This is a genomic window from Sulfurihydrogenibium sp. (assembly GCF_028276765.1).
In the GTDB taxonomy this organism is placed as follows: domain Bacteria; phylum Aquificota; class Aquificia; order Aquificales; family Hydrogenothermaceae; genus Sulfurihydrogenibium.
On record NZ_JAPYVU010000047.1, the window covers coordinates 1 to 12,822 of the forward strand.

Below are 12,822 nucleotides of genomic sequence, written 5' to 3' on the forward strand. Positions count from 1 at the left end.
TTTCAATCTTATAAGTAGATGGAGAAAGGTTAAGACTTTTGTTGCTTATCTATATGCATATGCTATTGGTTATAGCTTTTTTAGAAAAAGTAAACTATGGAGGTAATTTCTCACCCGACGTATATTCCACTATATTTGAAAATATTTGTCTATACAAAGAGGAACTCTTTCTGTACTACTTGCTTACCTTTTCTAAGTGGTTAAAAAATTCTGGATAAGATATATAAACACAATCAGCATCTTTTATTGTAATTCCTTCTTCACTTACTAATCCAAGGATTGCAAAGCCCATTGCTATTCTATGGTCTTTATAAGAATCTACGATTCCACCTTTTACTTTCTGTTTTCCTCTTATTATCATACCATCCGGAAGTTCTTCTGCTTCAAGCCCTAAGTGTTTAAAGTTTTCTATTACTGATTTAATTCTATCGCTTTCTTTTACTCTAAGCTCATGGGCACCGGTTATTACCGTTTCCCCTTCTGCTTGAGTTGCAATGATTGCAAGCAGTGGAATTTCATCTATCATTGAAGGAACTTCTTTAGGCTCTACTTTTACACCTTTTAATTCATGATAGCTAACATAGACATCTGCTACTATCTCACCTGCTTCATCTCTTTTGTTTTTGTATTCTACCTTAGCCCCCATTTCTTTTAACTTTCTAAAAAATCCATCTCTTGTTGGATTTATTAAAACATCTCTTAACTCTATGTGAGACCCTGGAATAATTGATGCTGCAGCTGCAAAAAATGCCGCCGAAGATGGGTCGGCAGGTACGTTTATATGTATAGGATTTAGCTTATCTGCTTTTTTGACAGTTACTCTATATCCGTCTTTTGTAAATTCTCTACTTACATATGCTCCCATACTGTTTAACATATTTTCTGTATGGTCTCTTGAAATTACAGGTTCTAAAACTGTTGTCTCTCCTTTTGCAAACAGTCCGGCCAAAAGAATAGCTGACTTTACCTGTGCCGACATTTTTTCATTAAAAAAATCTATTCCTGTAAGCTTTCCACCTCTTATAGAGATTGGAAGTAAATTACCATCTTTTCTTCCATCTATTTTTGCACCCATTTTAGAAAGTGGCTCTGCTACCCTTTTCATAGGTCTTTTTCTTAGACTATCATCACCTGTTAGTGCAGCAAAAAAATTAAATCCAGCCAATACTCCAAGCGTTAATCTTGTAGTTGTTCCGGAGTTTCCCATATCAAGAAAGTCGTCAGGTTCTTTAAGCCTATCCAAACCTTTTCCATGAATATAATAAACACCATCTTTTTCTACTATTTCAACCCCAAGTTTTCTGTATGCGTTTACAGTTGTAAGAGTATCACCAGCCTTCAAAAAGTTTTTTACAATAGATGTACCATCTGCCAATGAGGATAAAATTATTGCTCTGTGTGAAATAGATTTATCTGACGGGACTCTTAAAGACCCTTCTATTCTTTTTGCTTTTTTAACTGTTTTTTCCATCTTTTATTCTCCTTTTAAATAATTCCCATAATGCTATTGACGTTGCATTTGAAACGTTTAGAGATGTTATTTTACCAACCATTGGAATAGTTGCAATAATATCCGCTTCTTCTAATATAGATTTTGAAACTCCTTTTCCTTCCGAGCCAACTACTAACGCAATCGGATATGGAAAGTCTATCTCAGCTATATTTCTTCCACCTTTTTCAACAGCAACAACCCAACCACCTTTCTTTTTAAATTTTTCAATAACATTTCTTAAACTTCCAACTTTTGCAATCGGAAGATGAAAAACTGCCCCTGTGGATGCTTTTACTACTACTTCATTTATAGGGCTTGACCGTTCCTTAGGGATTATAACTCCACTTACTCCAAAAATTTCTGCTGTTCTTAAAATGCTTCCTACGTTTTGAGGGTCTGTAATATGGTCTAAGATTAGCATAATGCCTTTTTCTTTTATTGTTTTATCTATAATTTCATTTTCATCGTAATATTTTATTGGACTTACAAGCGCAACAACACCTTGTGTTTTCTTAGTGTTTGCGAGCTCTTCAATCTTTTGTCTTGATACTTTTTGTACCTTTACTTTCTTCTCATTTGCAAGCTCTAACAACTCTCTTGGCGGATGTGAATCGTGGGCAATAAGAATTTTTTCAAGACTTCTTCCGGCTTTAAGTGCTTCTATTACTGGATTTCTTCCCCAAATTACCCAGTGGTTTTCTTTCTCCAAAACCTTCTCCTACATAATCTTTGATTAAATATTTTAACTTATATTAATACGTCGGGTGAGAAGTTCAATAAAAAATGAGATTCTTCGCCGGCTGCGGAATGACAGTGCGTATTTTTGGAACAGCCTCATCTTACCCGCTTGACTAACTATCTAATCGCGATTACCTAAAGATAACAGCTCTGTTAGATAAAAACAGCTGATTCTATCTCTTTTGCCCATTCTTTTATGTCTTTCAGTGCAATTTCTGCTTTTTTTAACTTTCTTTCTTCCTTTCCTTTTATCTTTTCTTCAAGCTCCGGAAGAAGTGCGTAGTTTGGACCCATTGGTTGAAGTTCATTTTTTGCTGTTGTTATGTAGTTTATAAGCCCACCTATCATTGTAGTTTTTGGTGGAGCTAGCGGTTCTTTACCTTCTAATATTCTTACTACATTTATACCAGCAATGATGCCCGTTGCAGCAGATGCCATATATCCTTCTACTCCTGTAATCTGCCCGGCAAACAATATGTTAGGCTTTTCTCTAAGCTGTAGAGTTGGTTTTAACAACTTTTGAGATTGGATAAATGTATTTCTGTGAATAGAACCAAGTTTAACAAATTCAGCATTTTTTAATGCAGGTATTAAGCTAAAAATTCTCTTTTGCTCTGGATATTTTAGCTTTGTTTGAAAACCTACCAAAGAAAGGAGAGTTCCTTCTATGTTTTCCTTTCTTAGTTGAACTACTGCATAAGGCCTTTTACCTGTTTTTGGGTCTATCAGTCCAACAGGCTTCATTGGACCATATAAAAGAGTTTCTTTTCCTCTTCGTGCTATTTCCTCTATTGGAAGACAACCCTCAAAATATACAGCCCTTTCAAAATCTTTTAACGGTACTTGTTCACCTTTCAAAAGCTCTTGATAAAAAATTTCATACTCTTGCTTTGATAATACACAGTTAAAATAATCCCCCGTTCCTTTTCCGTATCTATCAGCCCAAAATCCTTTTGAAAAATCAACCGTTGAGGCATCAACCACAGGAGCTATTGCATCATAGAAGTATAAATACTCACTTCCTGTAATTTTTTGAATTTCCTTGGAAAACTCTTCTGATGTAAGGGGTCCGGTTGCAATTACGATTATATCTGCATCCGGCAAGGTTTTAACTTCCTGTCTGATTACATTTATGTTTGGATGGTTTTCTAAAATTTCTGTCAATTTTTTAGAGAATTTTTCTCTATCTACTGCAAGTGCTTGACCGGCGGGAACTTTAAATTCTTTTGCAACATCTAAAATAATGGAGCCTAAAATTTCCATCTCTTTTTTTAATAAACCTGCTCCGGATGTTAAAGATTCACTACCAAAAGAGTTGCTACATACGATTTCAGCAAAGTAGGGGGTTTTATGTGCTGGAGTTTGTTTTTCCGGACGCATTTCATAAAGGTCTACTTTATATCCTGCTTGGGCTATTTTATATGCTGCTTCCGAACCGGCTAATCCTGCACCTATAACTGCCACTTTCATTTATTTATTGTTCCTTCCATTGAGATTGTCCTGTATTGAATACTTCTTTTTTCCAAATTGGAGCTCTAGCTTTAACGTTATCAACAATATACCTACATCCACTAAAAGCTTCCTGTCTATGTCCTGCCCACGCAACTACCAAAAATGATGGAACGCCGACCGGAACAACACCTGTTCTATGATGTACTACTGCATGATGTATTTTAAACTTTTCTTTAGCCTCTTCTATGATTTCTTTTATAACTTTTTCAGCCATTGAAATATAAGCTTCGTAATGAAGTTCTTTTACATCTCCATCCTCCGGTGCTGACCTTGCAACGCCAATGAATATATCTACTCCGCCACACTCAGGGTTAGAGTAGCTTTTAAAAACTTCATCTAAAGTAAACCAATCTTCTCCGATGTATATTTGCGGGATCAACATTTTCCTCCATTTTCTACATACTTTTGGAAGCTATCAATTTTTTGATAACATTTTGAGCCAACAAAATCTGCAAGCATTATAAAATAATCTTTCGGAATAAATCCCGGAACTACTCCGTAGAGCTCATAATTTTTATCCGGTAAAAATACCGCTATTGTTGGGTATCCTGTCACTCTATAAATTCCCGCTAATGTTTGCTCGTCAACTTCTTTTTTCCCTTCCGGGTCTAAGACTTTTCTTTTACCGTCAACGTTAACGATAGCTATCTCTACATTATTTTTTATTAAGCTTTGTTTGACTTCCATATCTTTTAAGACTTCTCTGTTTAATTTATCACAATACTGACATGTTTCTGATTCAAAGATTACTATAAGATTTTTCTTATTTTCCATAGCCTGCTTAATCACAGGGTTTGGGTCAACTGTAAACTTTGGTTCAGATTGTTTGTTGCACGAATAGAATAAAAACATAATTGGCAGAAGCAGTAGAATAAAGCTTTTCTTCATTTTTTTAATAAAACCTCCAAATTTTTAAGATAAACAATAATATAAACTTTTAGTGTAAGAAATTCAATGCCAAGATTCAACAAAATGTTCTCTTCGTGCAGAATTTTTACTGAACTACGAAATGATAACATTTGAAGCATCGTCTGTAGTTTGTTAAGAAAAACAAAACGATATAACAAGCATTCTACATTCTATTTTTGCCGCTTGATATCAGACCATAATACCGAAAAATCACATATTCAATTTTAAAAATTTTGCCAATTTCTCAAAACAATAATATATTAATCAAAACTAAAAATAAATCAAATAGTGAGACTGTCCAAAAAATTCAAATCGTCATTCTGAGTGAAGTTAAGAATCTCCTACTTTTATTGAATTTCTAATCCGAGTTATGAAATACTAATTTTATCATAATATACATGAGATCTTTCGGACCAAAGTCCTATTATTATGCTTTTCTTTTCTGAATTACCAAAAACTTTTTGAAATATTGATTATTTTCTGATATGATAATATACAAAATTTTTTAATTCAAGGAGGAATTTATGCACGTAGAGATAGCCTTAGATTACACGCTTTTTATTCAACTTATAATATTCCTTGTTTTCATGGTTATCATGAAAAAAATCTATCTCAATCCATACTTAGAAGCTTTACAAGAAAGAGAGAATACGGTTAAAGCATTGATAGAGGAAGCTAATAAAAACAATCGGCAGGCTCAAGTAATACTTGAAGAAGTTGAAAAACTCTTAAATAAAGCAAAAGAAGAAAGTAAAAAAATCTTAGAACAAGCACATCACGAAACAAATCAGATAGTAGCTGATATTTTAAGAAAAGCTCAAGAAGAAGCAGAAAAAGAAATCCAAGAAGCTAAAAAGGATATAGATAGAGTTGTTGAGATAGAGATGAAAGCTCTTGATACAACTATAAATAAAGTAGCTGAAAAAATAGCTAATAAGATATTACTCAAGGAGAAGGCGGCATGAAAAAAGTATTGTTGTTTACTTTGTTATTAGCTGGCTTATCTTTTGCGGGGGAGCAAAAAGAATCTAACGAAGGTATGATTTTATTTTGGAAAGCGGTAAATACAGTTATTTTGCTTGGGATAGTCTACTACTTCGGCGGAAAGCATATCAAGAAGTTTTTAAATGGCAGAAGGGAAAATGTTGCAAATATGGTTTTAGAAGCACAAAAGATGAAAGAAGATAGTCAAAAAGCTTTAGAAGATGCTAAAAGAAAGTTAGAAGAAGCAAAATATAAACTTGAGGAAAGTATAAAAATATCAAAAGAAACAGCAGAGAGAGAAAGAGAGCATGCTATTATGCAAGCTAACGAAATAGCAGAAAGAATTAAAATGCAGGCTAAAGAAACAATCAACATAGAAATAAGAAAGGCAGAAGCAAAATTAAAGAAATATGCAGCAGAAAAAGCATTAGAAGTATCTAAATCTTTAATAGAGTCTTCAATAAATCCTCAAACTAGCAATGAATTAATTAAAAAGACAATAAAAGGTTTGGAGGCATAAAGTGAAGATAGATAAAAAATATCTTAGAAAAGTAGTCAAAGAAATAATTGCTAAAACTGATAAGTCTGAAGAGAATCTTTTAAAGATTTCAAGCATTCTTGATATCCTAAACAAACTCTTTAAAGAAAATCAAACATTTAGAAACATCGTTTTAAATCCTAAAGCTTCTACGGAAGAAAAAGAAAAATTGATGGAAAGAGTTTTATCTGCTCTTGGTACAGATGCAGAAATTTCTAAATTACTTATAAAAATCGTTAAAGACAAAAAAGCAAATATTTTTAAAGAGTTAAACAAGGTGTTTAAGTTTGAAGTCGAAAAGTTCTTTGGAACTGTTCAAGGTGAGATTATTGCAGCTTACAAAATAGATGAAGCGTTATTAAATGAAATTAAATCCGTTATAGAGTCAAAGATAGGTAAAAAGGTAGAGTTTACAGTTAAAGAAGATAACAGTTTAATAGGTGGAGCTGTAATAAAAGCAGGAAGCTACATTATTGATACATCTGTTAAGTCTTACTTAAAACGTTTAGAAAGTACATTATCAAGATTTTAATATAAAAGGAGGTTAAAGATAGATGTCTGTAATAAGAGCTGATGAAGTATTAGAAAATTTAAACAAACAAATTGAGGAATTTCAAGTAAGTGCAAACTTAGAAGAGGTTGGAACGGTTATCCAGGTTAGCGATGGCGTTGCTCGCATCTACGGTCTTGAAAAGGCTATGATGGGTGAGATGCTTGAGTTTGAAAGTGGAGTTGTTGGCGTTGTATTTAACCTTGAAGAGGACAACGTTGGCGCGGTTTTACTTGGTTCAGACGTGGCTGTTAAAGAAGGTAGTATAGTTAAAAGAACTGGAAAAATCTTATCTGTTCCTGTAGGAAAAGGTTTACTTGGAAGAGTTGTTGATGGACTTGGAAATCCAATTGATGGAAAAGGGCCATTAACAGATATAGCATATTACTCTCCAGTTGAAAAAATTGCTCCTGGAGTTGTAAAAAGAAAATCTGTTCACGAGCCACTCCAAACAGGAATTAAAGCTATTGACGCAATGATTCCAATTGGAAGAGGGCAAAGAGAGCTTATCATTGGTGATAGAGCAACAGGTAAAACAACAATTGCAATAGATACAATCCTAAACCAAAAAGGTCAAGGAGTATATTGTATTTACGTTGCAATCGGTCAAAAGAGGTCTAACGTAGTTCATATAGTTGAAACATTGCAAAAACATGGTGCTATGGAATATACAACTGTAGTTGCTGCTACGGCTTCAGACCCAGCAACTATGCAATACATAGCTCCATTTGTAGGATGTACAATTGGTGAATATTTTAGAGACAATGGAATGCATGCATTAGTAATTTATGATGACTTAACAAAACATGCTCATGCATACAGACAGTTATCATTACTTTTAAGAAGACCACCAGGAAGGGAAGCTTATCCGGGTGACGTTTTCTATTTACATTCAAGATTGTTAGAAAGAGCTGCAAAACTAAATGATGAGCTTGGAGCAGGTTCTTTAACAGCATTGCCTATTATTGAAACTCAAGCAGGTGACGTTGCAGCTTATATCCCAACAAACGTTATTTCTATTACGGATGGTCAGATATTCTTGGAAGCAGACCTTTTCTATAAAGGTATTAGACCTGCTATTAACGTAGGTATCTCTGTATCCAGGGTTGGTGGTGCAGCACAGATTAAAGCTATGAAGCAAGTTGCAGGTACATTAAGACTTGACCTTGCACAATACAGAGAACTTGAGGCATTCGTTCAGTTTGCTTCTGAACTTGATAAAGCTACACAGGCACAAATTGCAAGGGGACAAAGAATGGTTGAACTTTTAAAACAACCACCAAACCAACCTATTCCGGTTGAAAAACAAGTTGCGATTATATACGTGGCGGGACAAGGATATTTAGACGATGTTCCGGTTAATGCAATACAAAAATTTGAAAAAGAATTTTATGTATTCTTAGATACAGAAAAACCGGATATCTTGGAAGCAATCAGAAGAGAAAAAGTATTGACAGATGATATAAAAGCTAAACTTGATGCTGCTGTTAAAGAATTCAAACAAAAGGTAGCATTCTAAGGAGATAAACGATGGCTAAGTTATCACCAAGAGATATTAAAAGAAAAATAAACGGTATAAAAAACACCCAAAGAATTACAAAAGCAATGAAGGCAGTTTCTGCTGCCAAATTAAGAAAGGCACAAGCACTCTTATACGCAACAAGACCATATTCAAATAAACTCTATGAGTTGATAGAAGACTTAGCTATTTATATTGACAGAGAATCTCATCCACTTCTTGAAAAAAGGGAAGAAAAAAGCGTAGATTTGGTAATTATTACGGCAGACAGAGGATTGGCCGGTGCATTTAACTCAAACGTTATAAAAACAGCTTGGAGAGAGATTCAAAGGTTAAAAAGTGAAGGCAAAGAAGTTAATCTTCTCCTAATTGGTAGAAAAGGGGTTAACTTTTACAAAAATAAAGGCTTTAACATAATAGAAGCCTATGAGGATATTTACAGAGACCAAGTAAATTTAACTTACACTGCAAAAGTTGGTGGAATTCTTGCATCAAGATTTATAGATAAAAAGTCTGACGCTGTTTATCTATTTAATAATGAACTAATAACCTCTTCTACATATGAGACAAAGATTAGAAAATTACTACCACTTGAACCTACTGCTTCCTCAAAGAAATTAGAAGAAGTATCTGTGTATAACATAGAACCATCAAAAGAAGAAGTTTTAAGCTCTTTGCTACAAAGATATATAAATTATCAATTGTTTAGAGCTTTAGTAGAATCATCTACTGCCGAGCATTCTGCAAGGATGATTGCAATGGACAATGCAACAAAAAACGCAGGCGAAGCCATCAGAAAATGGACGATTATATTCAACAAAGCAAGACAAGAAGCAATCACTACTGAACTTATTGATATTATTAATGCTGCAGAAGCAATTAAGTAAAAAACTAAGGAGGATATATAAATGGCTAAAGGAAAAGTTATTCAAATAATTGGACCGGTTGTAGACGTTGAATTCACAGAAGGTGAACTACCGGCTATAAGAAACGCATTAAAAGTACAAAGAACTGCTATTGACGACACTGGAAAAGAATATGTAGAAGATTTGTATCTTGAAGTTGCTCAACATCTTGGAGATAACAGAGTAAGAACAATCGCATATGGTCCTACCGATGGTCTTGTTAGAGGTGCTGAAGTAGAAGATTTAGGATCTCCTGTTAAAGTACCCGTAGGAAAGGCGTCTCTGGGAAGAATTTTTAATGTTGTAGGACAACCAATCGATGAAGCTGGACCGGTTAACGCAGAAGAGTACTGGCCAATATTCAGAGAAGCTCCTTCTTTTGAAGAACAGTCAACAAAAGTTGAACAGTTTGAAACAGGTATTAAAGTTATAGACCTGCTCGTTCCGTTAATTAAAGGTGGTAAAGTTGGATTATTCGGTGGTGCAGGTGTTGGTAAAACAGTTCTTATGCAGGAATTAATTCACAATATTGCTAAATTCCACTCTGGATACTCTGTTGTTGTTGGTGTTGGTGAAAGAACAAGGGAAGGAAATGACCTATGGATGGAGATGAAAGAATCAGGCGTTTTACCATATACAGCTATGGTATACGGTCAGATGAACGAGCCACCGGGAGTTAGATTTAGAGTAGCTCATACAGGTCTTACGATAGCTGAATATTTCAGAGATGTTGAAAAACAGGACGTTCTCATCTTTATAGACAACATCTTTAGATTTGTTCAAGCAGGTTCGGAGGTTTCAACACTTCTTGGAAGATTGCCATCCGCGGTTGGTTATCAGCCAACTCTTGGTACTGACGTTGGTGAAGTCCAAGAAAGAATTGCTTCTACAAAGAATGGTTCTATTACTTCTATTCAAGCAGTTTATGTACCGGCTGACGACATCACAGACCCAGCCCCAGCATCTATTTTCGCACACTTAGATGCTACTATTGTTCTCCAAAGAAGACTGGCAGAGCTTGGAATTTATCCAGCTATTGACCCGCTTGAATCTACATCAAGAGCATTAGCTCCAGAATATGTTGGAGAAGAGCATTACTATGTAGCAAGAGAAACTCAAAGAATTCTCCAAAGATACAAAGAATTACAAGAAATCATCGCAATCCTTGGTATGGAAGAGCTTTCTGAAGAAGATAAAGCAATCGTTGGTAGAGCAAGAAGATTGCAAAGATTCTTAGCTCAAAGATTCCACGTTGCAGAACAGTTTACAGGTCAGCCAGGTTCTTATGTTAAAAAGGAAGAAACTATAAGGTCATTTAAAGAAGTTGTTGAAGGTAAATGGGACCACTTACCAGAGCAAGCATTCTACATGGTTGGTGGCATAGAAGAAGCTAAAGAAAAAGCTGAAAAATTAGGTGTTAAAGTTTAATTGAGTTATAGTCTCGGGGCTCAAAACAGTCCCGGGTTTTGAAAATTATTTTTAAACTGCATTGATCTTTAAAAGACTCTTCTACTGACTAGCGTTTTTAGCCAGTCAGAGAAAAATCTTTAAAATGTATTAATCATCTAATCCCATCTTTCCGGGATTGATTAAGTTTTCTGGGTCCCAAGCTCTTTTGATTTTCTTCATCAATTCCATTTCTTGTGGAGAAAATTGTTTTCTCATAAATTCTGCCTTTGTTATACCAACGCCATGTTCACCAGTGATAGAACCTCTGTAAGATAATGCTAAGTCGAAAACTTCTTCAACAGCTTTTTCTGCCCTTGCTACTTCATCCGGGTCTAATCCGTTTATCATAAAGTTTGCATGAACGTTTCCATCTCCAATATGTCCAAAGTTCACCATTTTTAAGTTATATTTTCTTCCAATTTCTCTAAGCTTTGGGAGTGCCTCCGGTAAATAGCTTCTTGGAAATACTATATCTTCGTTTATTTTTGTTCTTCCAAGTTTTGCAACTGCCGGTGATAAAGACCTACGAGCTTCCCAAAGTTTTTCTGCTTCTCTGTCTGTTTTAGCAACTTCAACTTTTGCGCCGTTCATTTCACATATCTTAGCAACTTCTACAATCTCATCTTCAAGAGCTTTTGGATGACCGTCAACTTCTATTAAAAGTATAACTTCTGCGTCTCTATCTAATCCAAAATGTCCGAAATCTTCTACTGCATTTATTGCAAGCTTATCCATAAATTCAAGAGCTGACGGCGAAATCCCTGCTTTAAATATATCTTTAACTGTTTTTCCTACAGACTCTAAGTCCATATATACAGCTTTTACTGTTTTCTTAGCTTTTGGTTTTGGAATTAATTTGACTGTTATTCCTGTAAATATTCCAAGCGTCCCCTCACTGCCAATTAAAAGTCTTGTTAAATCATATCCCGCAACATCTTTTAATGTTATTCTTCCTGTATGGATTGTTTCTCCTGTATAAATTACAGTGTCAAGCTCCATGATATACTCTCTTGTTACACCGTACTTTACACATCTTGGACCACCTGCATTCTCAGCTACATTTCCACCCATTGTGCAGAATTTATAACTTGCCGGGTCTGGTGGATAGAATAATCCTCTTTTCTCTACTGCCTGTTGAAGTCTATAAGTAATTACACCCGGCTGAACTTTTGCAACTGCGTTATCCTCGTCAATCCATAAAATTTTATCCATCTTTTCAAAAGAGATTAATACTCCACCTTTTACCGGAATAGCACCACCGGTATAGCCTGAACCTGCTCCTCTTGGAGTTATTGGTACCCCTTCTTCATAACAAATTTTTACTACTTTTTTAACATCCTCTTCACTTTCTGGTATTACAACCACATCTGGCGGAAAGCTTAATCTCGTTGCATCATATGAATATAGCATTCTATTCATTTCATCATCTAATACTTTATACTCTCCAATTGCTTCTTTTAAAGCTCTTTTAACCCTATCTGGTACTGGTATTTTTTCAATCTGTTTAGCTTTAAACATGTCAACTACCTCATTTTAAAATTGTTTTAAGATAATTTAGACTATGTTAACACAAATCTTCAATAGAGTAAGTCATAATTTTAAATGTTATATAGCCGGTTTACTTACAACCCTGAATAGCAAGAAAAGATAAAGTTTAAGAATTTTAAAACACTTTCTTTAATGTATTGTGCTAAAATTAAGAAAAAGGAGCTTACAATATGAAAGAACTGCCAATAGGCATTCAAACTTTCAGAGATATAGTAGAAGGCAATTATTACTATGTAGATAAAACACCATTTATACTAAAGCTTGCTAAAGGAAAATATTACTTTTTAAGCAGACCAAGAAGATTTGGAAAATCTCTGTTTTTAGATACAATAAAAGAAGCATTCTCTGGAAATAAAGAGTTATTCAAAGGCTTGTATATCTATGACAAATGGGATTGGAGCAAAAAGCATCCGGTTATAAAAATCGATTTTACAGAAGGAAATATTAAGACACCGGAAGATTTAAAAATCAAACTAACAGAAATATTTATTAGCCTACAGAGAGAGTTTGACGTTGAGATTACTTTTCAGACATTTAGCGGTAAACTCGGCGAGCTTATTTATTCTTTGTATAAGAAATATAACCAACAAGTGGTGGTTTTAGTAGACGAATATGATAAACCAATCTTAGATGCAATAGAAAACATAGAGTATGCAAAAGAAAATAGAGAAATTTTAA

Annotated in this window: 13 protein-coding genes; 7 read left to right on the forward strand and 6 right to left on the reverse strand. The window is 34.5% G+C overall.

Annotation, left to right across the window (positions count from 1 at the left end):
• Window positions 1-175 precede the first annotated feature (175 nt).
• The 5 genes from aroA to Q0929_RS07415 all read right to left on the reverse strand — a co-directional run bounded on the left by aroA (window position 176) and on the right by Q0929_RS07415 (window position 4,630).
• Window positions 176-1,471 carry a 3-phosphoshikimate 1-carboxyvinyltransferase gene (gene aroA / locus Q0929_RS07395; RefSeq protein WP_299239359.1) on the reverse strand — a complete coding sequence of 432 codons (1,296 nt, stop codon included), beginning with the start codon at window positions 1,469-1,471 and terminating at the stop codon, window positions 176-178.
• Window positions 1,455-2,201 (reverse strand): 23S rRNA (guanosine(2251)-2'-O)-methyltransferase RlmB, encoded by a 747-nt coding sequence (rlmB, locus tag Q0929_RS07400; RefSeq protein ID WP_299239360.1) that lies wholly within the window; start codon window positions 2,199-2,201, stop codon window positions 1,455-1,457. The genes aroA and rlmB overlap by 17 nt, the downstream gene beginning before the upstream one ends.
• A gap of 182 nt (window positions 2,202-2,383) precedes the next feature.
• Window positions 2,384-3,700, reverse strand: coding sequence for an FADH(2)-oxidizing methylenetetrahydrofolate--tRNA-(uracil(54)-C(5))-methyltransferase TrmFO (gene trmFO / locus Q0929_RS07405; RefSeq protein ID WP_299239361.1), 1,317 nt, complete (start codon window positions 3,698-3,700; stop codon window positions 2,384-2,386).
• A gap of 4 nt (window positions 3,701-3,704) precedes the next feature.
• Window positions 3,705-4,121 carry a molybdenum cofactor biosynthesis protein MoaE gene (locus Q0929_RS07410; RefSeq protein WP_299239378.1) on the reverse strand — a complete coding sequence of 139 codons (417 nt, stop codon included), beginning with the start codon at window positions 4,119-4,121 and terminating at the stop codon, window positions 3,705-3,707.
• Complete coding sequence (locus Q0929_RS07415; protein ID WP_299239363.1) at window positions 4,118-4,630, reverse strand: thioredoxin fold domain-containing protein; 513 nt, start codon at window positions 4,628-4,630, stop codon at window positions 4,118-4,120. The genes Q0929_RS07410 and Q0929_RS07415 overlap by 4 nt, the downstream gene beginning before the upstream one ends.
• Before the next feature lie 545 nt (window positions 4,631-5,175).
• Between Q0929_RS07415 and Q0929_RS07420 the strand changes: the two genes are divergently transcribed.
• The 6 genes from Q0929_RS07420 to atpD are packed head-to-tail and all read left to right on the forward strand — an operon-like array spanning window position 5,176 to window position 10,575.
• A complete protein-coding gene (locus Q0929_RS07420; RefSeq protein ID WP_299239365.1) occupies window positions 5,176-5,616 on the forward strand; it encodes an ATP synthase F0 subunit B in 441 nt (146 codons plus the stop codon).
• Window positions 5,613-6,155: an ATP synthase F0 subunit B gene (locus Q0929_RS07425; protein WP_299239367.1), complete on the forward strand. Its 543-nt coding sequence runs from the start codon at window positions 5,613-5,615 to the stop codon at window positions 6,153-6,155. The genes Q0929_RS07420 and Q0929_RS07425 overlap by 4 nt, the downstream gene beginning before the upstream one ends.
• Before the next feature lies 1 nt (window position 6,156).
• Entirely contained in the window at window positions 6,157-6,705 is a 549-nt protein-coding gene (gene atpH, locus Q0929_RS07430; protein ID WP_299239368.1) for an ATP synthase F1 subunit delta, read from the forward strand.
• A 22-nt stretch (window positions 6,706-6,727) separates the two neighbouring features.
• On the forward strand, window positions 6,728-8,242 hold the full coding sequence (gene atpA, locus Q0929_RS07435; RefSeq protein WP_299239370.1) for a F0F1 ATP synthase subunit alpha: 1,515 nt from the start codon (window positions 6,728-6,730) through the stop codon (window positions 8,240-8,242).
• An 11-nt stretch (window positions 8,243-8,253) separates the two neighbouring features.
• Window positions 8,254-9,129 carry a F0F1 ATP synthase subunit gamma gene (locus Q0929_RS07440; protein ID WP_299239372.1) on the forward strand — a complete coding sequence of 292 codons (876 nt, stop codon included), beginning with the start codon at window positions 8,254-8,256 and terminating at the stop codon, window positions 9,127-9,129.
• A gap of 21 nt (window positions 9,130-9,150) precedes the next feature.
• Window positions 9,151-10,575 (forward strand): F0F1 ATP synthase subunit beta, encoded by a 1,425-nt coding sequence (gene atpD, locus Q0929_RS07445; protein ID WP_299239374.1) that lies wholly within the window; start codon window positions 9,151-9,153, stop codon window positions 10,573-10,575.
• Window positions 10,576-10,704: 129 nt separating this feature from the next.
• On the opposite strand, the gene Q0929_RS07450 is transcribed toward atpD, so the two are convergent.
• Window positions 10,705-12,114: an FAD-linked oxidase C-terminal domain-containing protein gene (locus tag Q0929_RS07450; RefSeq protein WP_299239375.1), complete on the reverse strand. Its 1,410-nt coding sequence runs from the start codon at window positions 12,112-12,114 to the stop codon at window positions 10,705-10,707.
• Window positions 12,115-12,314: 200 nt separating this feature from the next.
• Between Q0929_RS07450 and Q0929_RS07455 the strand changes: the two genes are divergently transcribed.
• Window positions 12,315-12,822 (forward strand): AAA family ATPase (locus Q0929_RS07455; RefSeq protein ID WP_299239377.1); only part of this gene is annotated, 508 nt, incomplete at its 3' end.